This is a genomic window from Acidovorax sp. LjRoot117 (genome assembly GCF_964252695.1).
Classification (GTDB): Bacteria; Pseudomonadota; Gammaproteobacteria; order Burkholderiales; family Burkholderiaceae_C; genus Acidovorax.
Genome location: NZ_CAXUPO020000003.1, coordinates 535,810 through 549,973, shown reverse-complemented (window position 1 = coordinate 549,973; position 14,164 = coordinate 535,810). Strand labels below are relative to the sequence as shown.

Here is a 14,164-nt window from a genome sequence, read left to right as displayed (position 1 = left end):
GCGGTGGCGGCCTGCCCGGGCCCTGGGCGGGGCGTGCAACCTTCTTCTTTCATTCTCGACGGGCGCAACGCCTTCTTCCATGCCGACACCTTCTCCCACCATGCACCTGGGCGCCTTCTTCTTCGGCGTGGGCCACCACCTGGCCGCGTGGCGCCACCCGGACGTGAACCCCGGCGCGGCCAGCTCCATCGCGCAACTGCGTGCATGGGCGCAGATTGCCGAAGCCGCCAAGTTCGACGCCATCTTCTTTGCCGACAACGTGGGCCTGCCCGGGCCGCCCGATGCGGTGGTCGCCAAGAACGCGCTGTGGTACCCGATGGAGCCGCTGCTGGCCCTGTCGGCGTTGTCGCAGGCCACGGAGCGCATTGGCCTGGTGGCTACCGTGTCCACCACCTACCTGCCGCCCTACCACCTGGCGCGCAAGTACGCCACGCTGGATCAGATCAGCGGCGGGCGCGCGGGCTGGAACCTGGTGACGTCGGGCAGCGACTTCGAGGCGCGCAGCTTTGGCCTCGACAAACAGCTCGACCATGCGCACCGCTATGCCCGCGCGCACGAGTACGTGCAGATCGTCAAAGGCCTGTGGGACACCTGGGAAGACGAGGCTTTCATCCACGACAAGGCGGCCAACCAGTTCTTCGACCCCGAGCGCCTGCACCGCGTGGCGTTCGACGGCGAGCACTTCAAGGTGCATGGCGGCCTGCAGACGCCGCGCTCGCCGCAGGGCTACCCGGTGTTGGTGCAGGCCGGTTCGTCCAGCGACGGGCAGGACCTGGCGGCGTTCGCGGCCGAGGTGGTCTTCACCGCACAGCAGACGCCTGAAGCTGCGCGCGCGTTCTACCAGTCGCTCAAGGGCCGCTTGGCGGCGTATGGACGCACGCCCGACCAGCTCAAGATCCTGCCGGGCATCTCGCCCTTCGTGGGGCGCACGCAGCAGGAGGCGCAGGACAAGTTCGATCAGTTGCAGGGCCTGATCGACCCGGTGCTGGGCGTGGGGCTGCTGTCCACCTTTCTGGGCAATGCCGACCTGTCCGCCTACCCGGTCGACGGTACGTTTCCGCAAGACCTGCCGGTCACCCAGGGCTGGCAGAGCCGCCAGGAACTGTTCGCCAAGATGGCGCGCGACGAGGGACTGAGCATTCGCCAGCTGTACGAAAAAGTGGCCGGCGCGCGGGGCCACTGGACGCTGGTGGGCACGCCAGAATCCATTGCAGACCAGCTGGAGCACTGGTTCACCACCGGGGCGGCCGACGGCTTCAACGTGCTGGCGCCCACGCTGCCCCATGGCCTGAAGGACTTTGCCGAGCTGGTAGTGCCCGAGCTGCAGCGCCGGGGCCTGTTCCGCAAGGACTATGCAGGTACGACCCTGCGCGAGCACCTGGGCCTGTCGCGGCCCGCGCACCCTGCGCGGCGTGCCGGGGCCACGGCATGAGTTCACCCACCCAAGATATTCCGCACTACGACGCCATCGTTGTGGGCCTGGGGGCCGTGGGCGCAGCCACGCTGTACCAGCTGGCGCGGCGCGGGGCGCGCGTGCTGGGTCTGGACCAGTTCGCCCCGCCGCACAGCCTGGGCTCGTCGCACGGGCAGACCCGCATCACCCGGCTGGCCGTGGGCGAGGGCGCGCAGTACGTGCCCCTGGTGCGGCGCTCGCACGAGATCTGGGCCGAGCTGGAGGCCGCCACGGGCCAGTCCATCTACACCCGCACCCACGGCCTGGTGCTGGGCCCGCGCGACGTCGCGGCCCCCAGGGCGGGCAAGCCCGATGATTTCGTGCGCAAGACCATCGGCATTGCACAGCGCCACGGCATAGCGCACGAGGTGCTGGACACGGCCGACCTGCGGCGCCGCTACCCGCAGTTCAAGCTGCGCGGCGACGAGTTCGCCTACTGGGAGCGCGATGCAGGTTTCGTCCGCCCCGAGGTGGCCATCGGCGCCCAGCTGCAGGTGGCGCAGACGCACGGCGCCGAGGTGCACACCCACGAGACGTTGCTATCCCTTACGCCGCTGGGCGATGCAACGGTGGTCACCACCACCACGCGCGGCACCTACCGCGCGGACCAGGTGGTGCTGGCCGCGGGCGCATGGCTGCCTCAGCTGGTGCAGGCGGGCGGGGCGCTGCACAGCGCGCCGCTGGCCGGGCAGTTGAGCGTCTACCGCCAGGTGATGTTCTGGTTCGACATCGGTGCCGATACCGATGCGTTCTCGCCCGCGCGGTTTCCGGTGTTCATCTGGGCGCAGGGGGATGAGGACGGCCCTGCGTTCTACGGCTTTCCGGCCGTGGGGCCCGGTGCTCCCGCCTTGAAGATCGCCACCGCCCAGTACCAAGCCACCACCACGCCCCAGGCGGTGGACCGCACGGTCGCCCCTGGCGAGGTGGAGGAGATGCTGCAGCGCTACGTGCAGCCGCGGCTCCATGCGCCCGAGGCGAAGTTCTCGCAGGCCCATGCGTGCCTCTACACCGTCTCCCCCGACCACGGCTTCGTCATCGACCGCCTGCCGGGATGGCAGGGCGTGCATGTGGCGTCGCCGTGCTCAGGGCACGGCTTCAAGCACTCGGCCGCCATTGGCGAGGTGCTGGCGCTGCGGGTGCTGGGGCTGCCGGAATGGGCGGACCTCTCGACCTTGTCGGCAGGGCGGTTTGCGCCGGCAGGCGCCTGACTGTTACTCACCCAGCGCGGAGCGTTGCCGAGGACTACGGTTGCCTGCAGACCGTCAAAGGATCTTCTGCACGAATCCCTGCGTAATGTGACTACGGAGGCTGGAGGCCGAGACAATAAGGTGTTGAAGCAAAGCAGCCTGGGCCTGAGCAACACAGGTAAGCGCACGCGCAAGCGCATGCGCGAATATGGTCCCGCGTTCTCGCACCCCACCCTCAATCGATGCTACGGCGCAGCACGATCCGTCCCGTTTCAACCGAAATCGCGACTCTCTCAGTGAAGAACTGGAAAACAACCAACACCCCGGAAGCTCCAGGTCCTTGATCTGATGCGCCATCGGTGTTGTAAAGAATTCGATAGTTCATCCAGCCACAACGTCCATTCCACCGTGAAGTACAAAACGAATCGTAGACATTTTGTAGGGCCGCAGTGTCGACATCGGTGCCCGACTTGCGGCTTTGTCGGATCTGCTCACGCAGCCCTTGCGCTTGGCTGAACACCAGATGGCTGACGATGAGGCCGCAGGCCACGCTGGCAAAGTACGTCCCGATCAGACTGACCGATACTTGATGGCTTCGCAATGTGGCAAAGACGCTGTGGCGCTTCAAAAGTCCTGACACGACCGCTGCCGCGGTCCAAAGCAGTGCAAGAAAAGAAACTGCCAGCCCAGCCAAAGGTGCCTGCAAAATCAAGTCAACCCATACTGCGGCAGCCAACAAACACCCTGCAGGTAGCCAGAAAGCGCGCAAGTGAGAAGCGCTCTTGGGTTTGCTGTGCGCTGCCTCGGCGACGTCCCTTGTCATTTGCGTGAGAACTTGTGCGTCATGGCTGCCTCGCAAGCGGCCTGTGGAGTCATACCAAGTTGGTGGTAAGAGTTACCAAGTTGGCCCCATCTTTCGGTGAAATCGGGATTGCTGGAACCTGCTTTGCCGAGCAACGCTTCGGCTCCCGGAACATTCATGCGCGCTTGCTGCAGCAGCTTCTTGCCCGCGATAGCCATCGTCTGCGAGCCCGGGAAAACATTCCAGAATCCCTCTGCCGCCATGGCGAAGCGTTCAGCGGCGGCCAAGTTGTTGTCATAGCGGTCAAGGCCCTCTTCGCGTCGCGCAGCCAGCCAGAGACCTGGGGTCTGGTACTCGCCGGCATTGGACAGAGCAGCGCGAAGCCAAGTCCTCACGTGTTCATCCGTATCAGCGATGCGCTTGAGGCTCTGCTCGTTGCCCCAATGGGGCTTGTCGCCAACTGCAGACGAACTGGTTGACGCTGATACCCCTGGGGCAGATTTCTGCTGGGACTTGTTGCCGTGGCTCGAATCTGAAGGCATGCTGCGCGCCGGTGCGGGGTAGCGCTGCGAAGAGCGTCGCGATTCCGCGTCAGTCGAGTGCGTTCCTAAAGGAGTTGGAGTGTGCCCCTTGCCAATGAAGCTGTGCGATGGTTCGTGCAGCCGGATTTTGGAGAACTCGCCAGTGCTGTCGTGCTCATTGGTGCCCAACGGGCCTGGGCGTACAAATTCGGTCATGGATTTTTACTCAACGGCAAGACGCCACATCAGTGTTTGACAGTTCGTGACCTAGGCGCACGGGGCAGCCTATCAGCCGCTGTGGTGCCTGTTTGTGCAACGCGCTTGGCTGGTGGCTCGCGCAGCCACTCTTGGCACTGCGCATCCGCAAGTGTGCGTGCTCCGTCCTCGCCGTAGCGCGTCACGCTGAATGTAGCGGTACGCTGATGCCCATCGCCTGGGAAGCGATAGGTCACTTGCCAGTAAGCCAAACTTCGTCCATCGGATCGTGATCGCTGGAGTTTGCGATGCATACTGCAAATCGGTTTACGGCTGGCGCGGCGTCCTTTTCTTGTCGCACCTTTCAAGGGCTTGTCGGGGGGATTTTGGTCCCATACGTTACGCTGGTCCACTGCCATCTGCCTGGAGGCATCTTCTCCAAATCTTGTGACTGAGTAGGTCCGCCTTGTGATCACTTTGTCCGGCCACCGGTATTCAGCGCCCCACATCGGGCTTTCCAGCCAGGTGCCGTCGGGGCGCCGCCTTCGATAGACGAAACGGAAGACCCCCTGGACGTCGTCGATCGGCCGCGATACTGCCGTGACCGAGCCAGATGTCAAAGGCACAACCACGTCAGTCACAAGACACTGCGGCGCCAGCGCCAACACCGGGTCGCATGGCGCGCGAAAAGTTTTTTGGTCCACTACGAGCGCGAGCATCTGTTTGCGCGCTTGCACCGCCAATTCAAATGCCTGTTCAAAGCCATACTTTTTGACGCAAAACGACGCGGAGGTAGAACCCCCCTCGCTCAACCGAATGCTGGCGATCCACCGCTCCGACGCGCTGGTTTTGCTCAAGCGAACGCCAGGAATGCCGGAGTGGCAGTTGGCCCGCAAAATGACGTGGTTCTCCCGCTTGCTCACCATCGCGTGCTCACTGACCACCTTGTTACGGTATGCCAGTGCTGCGTGGATGGCCGCCTCGTCGCTTCCATAGCGCTTGACGGAAAAAGTCCTTGCAAACGAGCGCCCTCTACGGCTGAGGCATACCCGCCACGACACCCCGCCTGCGCGGGATACCTGGCGGTAAATCCCATAAAACCGCGGCCCGCCTGTCGACGGCATCTTTCCCGGCACATTCTGCGGATCAATAGGCCTCTGAAACAGCTTTGAGTTTTTCACAGCGGTGCATTGGGATAAGGGCGTACCACATAAGGAGCCGGCTCCTCACGCGACTTGGAATTGTCGTGGCGCAGGAGCATACAAAAAGAATGAGGCCTGCAATGTCTCTTCCTCGAAGTGACACGGTACTGTTGCGATCAGTTGCAAAAAATTGACTCAATGCATGCAATCTCGCAACAAGTTACTTCATCTCCCGCTGCTAGCATCGCCCGGCCCCTTGGTATCGACGTGCGCGTTGAACCTATACCCACACCATCGACCTCTCGCTTTCCATGAGCCAACGCCGCACCAAGATCAACACCCCGCTGGGCGATACGCTGCAGCTGCGCCAACTCCATGGCACGGAAGAACTCAGCAGGCTCTTTACCTTCAATGTGCAGGTTATCAGCGAGTCCAAAACCGTGGACCCCAAGGCGCTACTGGGTAAGTCGGCAACGGTCGAGGTAGAGACGGACGGCGGCGGTAGGCGGTATCTCAATGGCGTAATCAGCCGCTTTGGCATGCGGGGGCAGGACGCTTCCAAGTACAGTTACTTCCTGGAAATGCGTCCCTGGCTGTGGCTGGCCACACGCAAGACAGACTTCAAAATCTTTCAGAACATGACCGTGCCCGACATCATTCGTGATGTCCTGGGCAAGTACGGTGAGCCCATGGAGTTCCGGCTGACCAAGGCCTATCCATCCGTCGAGTACCTGGTTCAATACTCAGAAAGCGACTGCAACCTGGTGTGCCGCCTAGCGGAAGACCTGGGTATCTACTTTCACTTCAAACATTCCAGCGGCAGCCACACGTTGGTGTTCTGCGATGACACCATCAGCTCGCACGAGCCCATGGCCGGAGGCGGACTACCGTTCTATCCTCCTGAAAAGGCCGCGGTGGCCCGAGAGGAGAACCTGGATGACTGGGACTTCACGCAGGGGTTGCGCTCGGGCAAAGTGGCGACGGACGATTTCGACTTCAAGAAGCCCCGCGCCGATCTGACCAACACGCGCAAAATGCCGCCGGGCCATGCCAACGACGGATTCGAGACCTATGAGTTTCCGGGGCAGTTTACGGAGTACGACCAAGGGGAGCACTACGCCAAGGTCCGCGTCGAAGAGCACATCGCCGCGCACGAGCGTGTAGCAGGCCAGGGCAACGCCAGAAACCTGGTGGGCGCCACAGGCTGCTTCATGACGCTGCGCAACTACCCGCGCGAAGACCAGAACGTGCAGCACTTGCTGATATCGGTCACCTACCACTTCACAGAGAACGTACAGGTGAGCGACGTAAGTGTGGGCTCCACACAGCGGTTTGCCATCGAGGCATTGCCCACCACGCGGGCGTTCAGGCCCGCGCGTATTACGCCGAAGCCGCGCACACAGGGCTTGCAGACTGCCTGGGTGGTCGGCCCGCCTGGGGAAGAGATCTATTGCGACAAGTACGGCCGCGTCAAAGTGCAGTTCCACTGGGACCGCATCGGTGCCATGGACGAAAACTCCAGCTGCTGGATGCGGTTTTCCAGCAGTTGGGCAGGTTCGAACTTTGGTGCTATCGCCATACCGCGCATCCGCATGGAAGTGTTGGTGGACCACATCGACGCCAACCCGGACCGGCCCATCATCGTGGGCGTGGTCTACAACGCCGACAACATGCCCCCGTGGTCGCTGCCGGCCAACCAGACCCAATCGGGCATAAAGACCCGCTCAAGCAAAGGCGGTGCTGCGGGCGCCGGGATGAAGAACGGTCCAGGCGATGCCAACGCCCTGCGCTTTGAAGACAAGGCCGGGCAGGAGCAGCTATGGCTGCACGCTCAAAAGGACCAGCTCATCGAGGTTGAGAACGATGAAGCTCACTGGGTGGGACATGACCGCCAAAAGAACGTGGACCATGACGAGACTACCGTTATCGGCAACGACCGTACCGAGACGGTGAACCATGACGAAACCATCACGGTGCACAACAACCGCACCGAACGGGTGGACGTGAACGAAAAAATATCCATCGGTGTGAATCGTGATGAGGACGTGGGGGTCAATGAGACAGTAACCATTGGGGTCAACCGCACGAAGACGGTTGGTGTGAACGAGACTGACACGATTGGTACCAAATGGGGTATCAGTGTGGGCAAGATCAAGACCGAAACGATTGGCCTGTTCAGCATGCAGAACATTGGCGTTGCCAATATGCAGAACATTGGTGTGGCGCGTATGACCAACATCGGCGTGGCGTACAACCTCAACGTGGGCATGGTGATGATGACCAATGTGGGGATGAATCAGAGTACCAAGGTTGGTACGAAATACACCCTCAATGTAGGAGGCGGTGGTGGCGGTGCGGCTGGTGGCGGAGCGACGCCAGGTATCAATGGTTTCGCCGCCTCTAGCCCCTCTCCCAGCGTAGGCGGCAGTGGGGGCGGCTCCAGCATCACGATGGATGCTGACTCAATCACGCTCAACGTCGGCGCTTCGACCATGATCATGAAAAAAGATGGCACCGTGACGATCAACGGCAAAGACGTCAACGTCAACGCTAGCAGCAACATCAATAACACTGCAGGAGCAACACTCAAAAACAAGGGCGGCACCATTCACAACAATTGATCTGGCTACAGCACTAGTAAAACATTTGCGCGCATCAGCATGTCACAACCTATCGCTGCGGCATCCATCGAGAAAAATGCCTCTGCTTGCATCGCAGAGATCACTTGTCGTCACCATGTCGAGTTGGCCATGGCATGGTGGCGCAGAGAGACCAGTCCAAGGATGTTGTTGCGCGGCACGTTTGCACACTATTTGGAAATCGATCAAAAAATATGCGCCTACATGGATGGAGCTGGGTTAGACAATTTCGCCATTTTTGAGCACTTGGTGGCCAATCAAAACCCTGATGCACCTGACTTCATTGCCGATCTCGTAGCTGTGTTTTTAGCCGTCAGCGTTGGCGGCGCACCAGAGAACGCTAGTGACTGGGTCGCAGTAGTAAAGCCGCATCAGTCCTTCACGCCTGCGCTGCAAGCGGCACAACGATGGTTGGGTCAAACCAGCGTTATGCCGCAGCAATCAGTGACGGATGGAGCGGATGTGGACCTGTGGCACCCATCAAGCGCCCTTCGCTTCATCGACGGAACTGGACAAGTACAAGGACACTATGAGTCAGCGTTAAACGCTCTTGGCGTCTCACCTACTCATGAAGAGCCGAATCCGATAAGTACGCTATGCATGCATTTGCTGCTAAAGCACACACCGCGAGCAGCTTTAACGCCAGACTCTCTGTCTCCATTCATGAGATGGGTCTCAGAGGCCAATCGGCAAAGCTTCAGCGCGGAGGCCATCTTCATGGCGGTTGGAATTTCCGGGGATGCAAACGCTTTGCCATGGCTCCTGCAATGTGCAGTGCAGTCGACCTACACGATATGTGCACTGGATGCATTCCGCCGAATCACTGGTTTGGACGCTCTTCAAGCCGTGCAGGCAGATCGTCAAGTGCTTTCCACCATTGAGCCAGTTGTACTCAACCAAGCTACAGAAGAAGCCAAGCACTGGTTCCAAGCGCACAGCAGTGAGTTCAATCTCGATACCGTTTACTTTCTAGGCAAATCGATCACTCGCCAGCATTTGTTGGAGGTCATCCGATCGGGTTATCAAGTTGACCGCGAGGTTGCCGCTATGCGGTTGCTGCATGAACCTCAACCATGCCTGATTCCAGTGCGTAGCAATTGTGAAGTTCAGCGTCGAGTGTTGTCGTCAATTCCGTCATGACGCAGCATATTTTGAAGAAAATTCACGATGTCAAAAACCAAAATGCGCAGACCTATTCCCGCTGCGACTGCGACTGTGGCAGAGCATACGCCCGGCGTTACTTCCAGCGTCCAATTGCAGCCCGCCATTCTCGCCAGCGGTCATTCCACCATTGGTCTAGTAGTAGGCATTGCGAAACCCTCGCCAGCAGATACATCGTCCACCTGCTGGGTAACCTATCCAGAAAACCCGTCAGCTGAAGCTCAAGTAGCGCTCGTGTTGAGCCATGTTGGCGCCGTGCTCCCAGGGCAATCTGTGCTGCTGCAATTCGTTGGGGCGCGACTCACGCGCCCTATCGTACTAGGCGTTGTCGCGGGGAGCGATACGACTGAATTGCAAAATACCAGTCAAGAAATGCAACTGACGCCACCCGATGACTTAGCCGATATACGCGTGGTGCTGGACAACCAGGAAGTGTTAACCCTCATGGCTACCAAGCAGCTTGTGTTGCGGTGCGGCAAGGCAAGCATTGTTCTCAATCAAGACGGCTCGATTGAAATACGGGGTACAGACTTGATCAGCCGGGCATCTGGGCAGAATGCAATACGCGGTGCTTGCGTTACCTTGAACTGAGCTGCGGACGAGACTCGGATGAACATCGAGAACCACTACCGCTGCATGGTTGATGTGCGAAAAGCCACGGATGACCATGGATACGAGCGCGCCACATTGATGCTCAAGGCTACCTACGCGCTACCTAAACCAGGCGACACAGTACGCATTGCGGACGATTTGGTGCCTTGGTTCTACAGTGATATGCCAGTAGATGAAACCGGCTTGGGAGGTGTGGCGTACGAAGCCGACATTTCCTATGAAAAACTGCACCCTGAGTTTTTGGTGGTGGGGACAGCCCATGCGCCTGAAGGTAAACCCACAGAGCGTTTCCCGTTTGCAGTTTCCGTGGGGAAGCAAACCAAATCCATGGTGGCCACCGGAGCCCGCACTTGGCAATCAGGTCTTGTTTCTGGCAAAGCCAGCGCTATTGAGCCCATCGTATCCTTGCCGGCGTCCTATACAAAAGGGTTTGGGGGAGCCGACCCAGGCAAAGTGGAAAGTGATCCGGACCGCTGGTGCGAAACCAATCTAGCGGGCACGGGTTACTGTGACAATCCAGCGTCACGAAAAGCAGATGGCCTGCGTCTTCCCCAGTTGGAGCCAATGACAGCGCGCTTCCGCGAACCTTGCAGGCAGTTCGCTTCGCTAGGCATGGGGCCGGTCGCTCGCAACTGGATGCCTCGCGCACCCTTAGCAGGTACTTACGACGATGTCTGGCGCACCACACGATGGCCGCGTTTGCCCCACGACTTTGACCCGCTTTACTTTCAAAGCGCGGCGCAAGATCAATGGCTGACTGAACTGGTATCAGGCCAACCTGTGGCTCTGTTGAACATGACCGCCGCAAGCAGCCTCTTTGGCTCGGAGCTGCGCTTCAACTTGCCAGCCCTTGATTACTTCGCTGCTGTCCACCCCAGGCGTGGCAAGAGCACCAGGCTCCAGCTTCGACCAGATACGTTGATCTTGGAACCCGATGCGGGCCGCTTCAGCATCATTGCCCGCACACAGTATCCGCTGAACGAAGGCTTGCATGAGCTGAAGGCCGTGGTGTTTGGTGATCCCGTAAGACCGCTGGAGCGCGGTCAACCAACGACCATTCTCTTGCCAGACTTCATCAAACAGCTGCGCAGCTCCCGCCCATCGGGCCCAGGTGAGACCAAAGCGTTATGACGGATAAGAAAGGACGATTTTCTTCTGGTGAGCCCGAATCTCGGCATGTAGCCATTGCTGGCGTCGGGATGGTGACGGCGCTCGGGGGCGACGTGGATTCGAGCTGCGCAGCCATGCGCGTGCGCTTTAACAACCACAAAGAGACAGCATTCAAGGACCGCGCCCATGAGCCCATCATCGGCTCACGCACGCCCATTGACCCCACCTTGTTTGGCGATGCCCGCTTGGTGGAGATGATGGTCAATGCATTGGCACAAACCAACGTTCAGCTGACGCGGGAGTTTTGCGCCAACGTGCCATTGGCGTTATGCACGCCCGAAACAGAGACAGTAGGCCGTCCCAACAGCGACCCCGCTCTTATCGCACGCCTTGAAAGCCGTTTGGGTGTGCAATTCAAGGCGGGAATCAGCGGAAACCTGCCGCACGGGCATGTGTCTGGTTTGATGGCTTTGCAAATCGCACAAAACCTTTTGTACGAACAAAATTTTCCCTGTGTGCTGGTCCTCGCTGCCGATTCGTTGCTTAACGCCGAAGGTCTCGCCTCCTTGGATGAACATGGGAAGTTGCTCACACCTAGCAATGATTTTGGAGTCATCCCTGGAGAGGCGGCCGTGGCGCTTTGGCTGACGCGACCGCTGCCGGGGGCTGTTGCGCCTTTGATCGTTGGTACTTCATTCGCCAACATCGACCCGCCTGACGAGACTGGTAGACCTGCTCCGGTGACAGGCAGGGAATTGGCTCAGGTCACCTGGGAGGCCTGTGCACAAGCCCGTTGCCAGCCCGCAAGCATCGACCTGCGATTGGCAGACTGCAACGGCCTAGATGTGCGCTTTAAAGAGTCGGCATTGGCAGAAGGCATCTTGTTCAAAGACAACCCAAGTCAAACCATGCCCTCGATGTGGCAGCCGGCGGAATGTCTGGGCGAGATTGGAGCATCGCTGAGCCTCTCAGCGATAGCTTGGGCCTTGCACGCATACCGCAAAGGCTACCTACCAGCTTCGGCCGTGAATAGCAGTGCTCACCGACACGTTCTTCTGCAAGCGAGCAACGACGGCTTGCAGCGCGCAGCGGCCATTCTGCGTTTTGGAACTGGAGCATAAAAATGGGTCATGAAGTCTACGCAAACAAACGGTGCATTGCATCTAAGACTGCAGGGGGCAAGGCTGCAGGGGCATTTCCCGATGTCTGTGGGAGCCCACCAAAACCCCCCAAGATCGGTATTCCGCTGCCTTACCCAAACACCGCCTTTGCCACCGACACGACAAACGGATCGACCACGGTGTTCATTGAGGGCCAAGAAATAATGCAGCGCGATAAGAGCTACTTCAGCACCAGCACCGGCAATGAGCCAGCTACCGAGGCCTTCAAGAAAGGCGTCATTACCAATGTCATCAAAGGCAGGATGTATTTCAAGTCGTGGTCTATGAACGTCTTTGTGGAGGGATATAACGTATGCCGCCATCTGGATCAAACCACCCACAATCACCCGAAGTGACGAAAGCAAGCTCATGGTTTTACCTTTAGCAGCAGCGCCTGCTGCTGGAGTCACCGGGCAGGGGGCCATTATCGCCGGTACCGGAGCCCGTGGTGGCGGAATGCTGCTCGATCCAACTGGCACGCCCTATGACAAGCGTATTCCCTATAGTTTGGAAGAACCAGACAGGCCTCCTCCGCAACCGCCAAAACTGCCTGATCCTTTCGTCGCATTAATCGCTGTTGCTTTAGCCGTAGTATCGATTCCAAATGTGCTGCTGCACACCTACATCGATAAGCGGAAAGATGATGCTGACTGCAAGAAAGAGCTCGAGAAATATGGAGTTGCCACCCATAGAGATTTGAAGAATAAATCAATGAAGAATGTGACTGCATCCCACCACGTTCTACAAAATGCATTTCTACAGAATGCTCGCGGTGGCAGTGCTGGTTCAATATCTGGATGCCCTTCGTACGACGTGGACGATGGTATTGCAATGCTGATTAATGATGTTCCTGGTCAAGACCACGATAAAATTACTGCGATGCAAGATAAATTTTCCAGGTCATATAGAGAAAATGGTACCTCTCCAACTTATCCTGAAGCACGCGATCAGATGAAAAAGGAATTGAGCGAAATAAAGAATCCTCTGCCAATGACGCCAATAGCTGCTGAGTGCATTGCACTGAAGGTAGATGAAATGATGGCTAAAAAATGTCCGGCAGTTTTAACTGGGTCTAAACCATTGCACGTGCCTTACTCACGAAAAGATGTTTAGAATCAATTCATGAATTGAGATTGATATGCAATACAAATTTGCCGCCGATAGTGATATATATACGGGCTTGCATGATATTTGCTCCGGATCAGGACCAAATAAGATTTATGCAATAGGAAAAATTTTTCAAATGCCGGACCCAATAGAGGGGCTGGTGTCCCTGCTATTGGAGGTGACTGTAGACGGCGATCGCCTGGAATTTTCGACGATCTTCAATGCGTATGAGTCAATAACTGATTATTATTCGAACTTCAATTGCATTGATAAAGATCCCTATGGTCACGTCTATGTTGGTGAGCAAGATGGATTTTTACTCAGCAGCAATGGTGTGAATTTAATAAAAAACATCACTAAAAATTTTCCGCCTGCAGGAATTCAGTATTCGTTATACATAAGGGGTGAGAGGAGTGCCGTTTTTGGCACTGGAGCGGGTTCCATTGTGCATGTTGATGAGGATTTCTGCAAATCTTATCCTATCGTGCCCGATGAAATGGGAAAATCTTTTATAACAGCTATTCATGGCATCGGCTCTGATTTCATGGTTGCTGTTGGAGATGCTGGTTTGATTGCTCGCTATTCCGATGGAATGGGCTGGCAGCGAATATCACCACCAACGAATGATGACTTGCTTTCTGTCTTTTGCTTGAAATCCAATGAAATATACATCGGCAGCAGAGCCGGCGATGTTTGGATTTGGGATGGTGACGAACGTTTCAAGAAGTTGGATGTGGAATTCCGCGATGACAAAACTTCAATCTGCGGTTTTGCGGAATACATGGGTGTTCTTTATGGCGCATTTGGAGGCTCGGGGATTTATAGATTGAGCAAAGATGGATTTAAAAATGTGCCGGAAGTAGAAGGCGCAGTCATTGGCAGAATAAAAATTACAAATGTGGGGCTTGTTGGAGTAGGGAGTGGGTGGGGCTCCTATTGCAACTGGTTTGTACGCTTCGATGGGGAAAAGTGGAATGCTCAGCGAGTTTCTATACCCTTCTGATGTGTCGCAAAATATAGCTAGTCGGAAATTTCGAAATGTTGTTTCATTCGGTGGTTCAATGCCACTTTGATT

13 protein-coding genes are annotated in these 14,164 nt (G+C 57.6%); 10 read left to right on the top strand and 3 right to left on the bottom strand.

Annotated elements, in window-relative coordinates; all coding sequences use genetic code 11:
- The first annotated feature begins 79 nt into the window (after nucleotides 1–79).
- Nucleotides 80–1,432, top strand: a complete 1,353-nt coding sequence (locus ACSQ3D_RS12220; RefSeq protein ID WP_436127067.1) for an LLM class flavin-dependent oxidoreductase — start codon at nucleotides 80–82, stop codon at nucleotides 1,430–1,432.
- Complete coding sequence (gene solA, locus ACSQ3D_RS12215; RefSeq protein WP_436127066.1) at nucleotides 1,429–2,661, top strand: N-methyl-L-tryptophan oxidase; 1,233 nt, start codon at nucleotides 1,429–1,431, stop codon at nucleotides 2,659–2,661. The genes ACSQ3D_RS12220 and solA overlap by 4 nt, the downstream gene beginning before the upstream one ends.
- A 214-nt stretch (nucleotides 2,662–2,875) precedes the next feature.
- On the opposite strand, the gene ACSQ3D_RS12210 is transcribed toward solA, so the two are convergent.
- From ACSQ3D_RS12210 to ACSQ3D_RS12200, 3 genes are read right to left on the bottom strand one after another with little or no spacing between them, the layout of a single operon-like run.
- Entirely contained in the window at nucleotides 2,876–3,463 is a 588-nt protein-coding gene (locus ACSQ3D_RS12210; protein WP_436127065.1) for a hypothetical protein, read from the bottom strand.
- Nucleotides 3,460–4,179, bottom strand: coding sequence for a hypothetical protein (locus ACSQ3D_RS12205; protein ID WP_436127064.1), 720 nt, complete (start codon nucleotides 4,177–4,179; stop codon nucleotides 3,460–3,462). The genes ACSQ3D_RS12210 and ACSQ3D_RS12205 overlap by 4 nt, the downstream gene beginning before the upstream one ends.
- A gap of 29 nt (nucleotides 4,180–4,208) precedes the next feature.
- On the bottom strand, nucleotides 4,209–5,339 hold the full coding sequence (locus tag ACSQ3D_RS12200; RefSeq protein ID WP_436127063.1) for an AP2/ERF family transcription factor: 1,131 nt from the start codon (nucleotides 5,337–5,339) through the stop codon (nucleotides 4,209–4,211).
- 272 nt (nucleotides 5,340–5,611) lie between these two features.
- On the opposite strand from ACSQ3D_RS12200, the gene ACSQ3D_RS12195 reads away from it, so the two are divergent.
- The 8 genes from ACSQ3D_RS12195 to ACSQ3D_RS12160 are packed head-to-tail and all read left to right on the top strand — an operon-like array spanning nucleotide 5,612 to nucleotide 14,092.
- On the top strand, nucleotides 5,612–7,921 hold the full coding sequence (locus ACSQ3D_RS12195) for a type VI secretion system Vgr family protein (protein WP_436127062.1): 2,310 nt from the start codon (nucleotides 5,612–5,614) through the stop codon (nucleotides 7,919–7,921).
- Nucleotides 7,922–7,960: 39 nt separating this feature from the next.
- Entirely contained in the window at nucleotides 7,961–9,079 is a 1,119-nt protein-coding gene (locus ACSQ3D_RS12190) for a hypothetical protein (RefSeq protein WP_436127061.1), read from the top strand.
- Nucleotides 9,080–9,106: 27 nt separating this feature from the next.
- Nucleotides 9,107–9,691 (top strand): DUF6484 domain-containing protein, encoded by a 585-nt coding sequence (locus tag ACSQ3D_RS12185; protein WP_436127060.1) that lies wholly within the window; start codon nucleotides 9,107–9,109, stop codon nucleotides 9,689–9,691.
- Between the two features lie 18 nt (nucleotides 9,692–9,709).
- The gene (locus tag ACSQ3D_RS12180) at nucleotides 9,710–10,843 is read left to right on the top strand and encodes a DUF2169 family type VI secretion system accessory protein (RefSeq protein ID WP_436127059.1); all 1,134 of its coding nucleotides are present in this window, start codon (nucleotides 9,710–9,712) and stop codon (nucleotides 10,841–10,843) included.
- Entirely contained in the window at nucleotides 10,840–11,943 is a 1,104-nt protein-coding gene (locus ACSQ3D_RS12175; RefSeq protein WP_436127058.1) for a hypothetical protein, read from the top strand. Before ACSQ3D_RS12180 ends, ACSQ3D_RS12175 begins: the two co-directional genes overlap by 4 nt.
- Nucleotides 11,944–11,945: 2 nt before the next feature.
- The gene (locus tag ACSQ3D_RS12170) at nucleotides 11,946–12,338 is read left to right on the top strand and encodes a DUF4150 domain-containing protein (protein WP_436127057.1); all 393 of its coding nucleotides are present in this window, start codon (nucleotides 11,946–11,948) and stop codon (nucleotides 12,336–12,338) included.
- Between the two features lie 13 nt (nucleotides 12,339–12,351).
- Nucleotides 12,352–13,095, top strand: coding sequence for a hypothetical protein (locus ACSQ3D_RS12165; protein WP_436127056.1), 744 nt, complete (start codon nucleotides 12,352–12,354; stop codon nucleotides 13,093–13,095).
- A gap of 25 nt (nucleotides 13,096–13,120) precedes the next feature.
- The gene (locus ACSQ3D_RS12160) at nucleotides 13,121–14,092 is read left to right on the top strand and encodes a hypothetical protein (protein WP_436127055.1); all 972 of its coding nucleotides are present in this window, start codon (nucleotides 13,121–13,123) and stop codon (nucleotides 14,090–14,092) included.
- Nucleotides 14,093–14,164: the final 72 nt, after the last annotated feature.

Excerpts from the sequence above, each read along its gene's own strand:
- ACSQ3D_RS12195 (WP_436127062.1), top strand. The coding sequence starts at position 5,612 with ATGAGCCAACGCCGCACCAAGATCAACACCCCGCTGGGCGATACGCTG.
- ACSQ3D_RS12175 (WP_436127058.1), top strand. The coding sequence starts at position 10,840 with ATGACGGATAAGAAAGGACGATTTTCTTCTGGTGAGCCCGAATCTCGG.
- ACSQ3D_RS12220 (WP_436127067.1), top strand. The coding sequence starts at position 80 with ATGCCGACACCTTCTCCCACCATGCACCTGGGCGCCTTCTTCTTCGGC.
- ACSQ3D_RS12185 (WP_436127060.1), top strand. The coding sequence starts at position 9,107 with ATGTCAAAAACCAAAATGCGCAGACCTATTCCCGCTGCGACTGCGACT.
- ACSQ3D_RS12180 (WP_436127059.1), top strand. The coding sequence starts at position 9,710 with ATGAACATCGAGAACCACTACCGCTGCATGGTTGATGTGCGAAAAGCC.
- ACSQ3D_RS12160 (WP_436127055.1), top strand. The coding sequence starts at position 13,121 with ATGCAATACAAATTTGCCGCCGATAGTGATATATATACGGGCTTGCAT.
- ACSQ3D_RS12165 (WP_436127056.1), top strand. The coding sequence starts at position 12,352 with ATGGTTTTACCTTTAGCAGCAGCGCCTGCTGCTGGAGTCACCGGGCAG.
- ACSQ3D_RS12190 (WP_436127061.1), top strand. The coding sequence starts at position 7,961 with ATGTCACAACCTATCGCTGCGGCATCCATCGAGAAAAATGCCTCTGCT.
- ACSQ3D_RS12170 (WP_436127057.1), top strand. The coding sequence starts at position 11,946 with ATGGGTCATGAAGTCTACGCAAACAAACGGTGCATTGCATCTAAGACT.
- ACSQ3D_RS12205 (WP_436127064.1), bottom strand. The coding sequence starts at position 4,179 with ATGACCGAATTTGTACGCCCAGGCCCGTTGGGCACCAATGAGCACGAC.
- ACSQ3D_RS12210 (WP_436127065.1), bottom strand. The coding sequence starts at position 3,463 with ATGACAAGGGACGTCGCCGAGGCAGCGCACAGCAAACCCAAGAGCGCT.
- solA (WP_436127066.1), top strand. The coding sequence starts at position 1,429 with ATGAGTTCACCCACCCAAGATATTCCGCACTACGACGCCATCGTTGTG.